The sequence below is a fragment of the Flavobacterium solisilvae genome (genome assembly GCF_012911605.1).
In the GTDB taxonomy this organism is placed as follows: domain Bacteria; phylum Bacteroidota; class Bacteroidia; order Flavobacteriales; family Flavobacteriaceae; genus Flavobacterium; species Flavobacterium solisilvae.
This window is the reverse complement of the sequence record NZ_JAAMPT010000128.1, coordinates 1-367: the sequence shown is the minus strand read 5'-3', so window position 1 is coordinate 367 and position 367 is coordinate 1. Positions and strand designations below refer to the sequence as shown.

1 protein-coding gene is annotated in these 367 nt (G+C 37.6%); it reads right to left on the bottom strand.

The genetic code is table 11. The annotated features are described in order from the left end of the window. Positions 1–367: hypothetical protein (locus tag G6042_RS14720; RefSeq protein ID WP_169522348.1), on the bottom strand; the 367-nt coding region annotated here is incomplete at both ends.

Genomic DNA, 367 nt, shown 5'->3' with positions numbered 1-367 from the left:
GGTAATGGGTTGATTTGAAGTTCTAATGTTGTATTAGCATAACATGCCGGAGAACCATTAAAATGTGCTCTTACATAAATTGTTTGTGCTCCTGGAACTATATTACAATACAATCCTGTTAATGGATTGGCTCCAGTTTGGGCATCTGTTGGTGTTTCATGATACGTGATAACCACATTTGGATCGGTAGAGATTTCTGCGTTCTTTTGGGTTAAATCATAACAGTAAATTCCATCATTGTTTAAGCTGTCATCACATACTTCAAATGGTGTTGGTGTATTGATAATTGGCGCATCGTTTACAACAATAGTTACTGTTCCGGTTTGTGGTTGACTACAAACTGGTGTTCCTGAACTCGCTACACTTA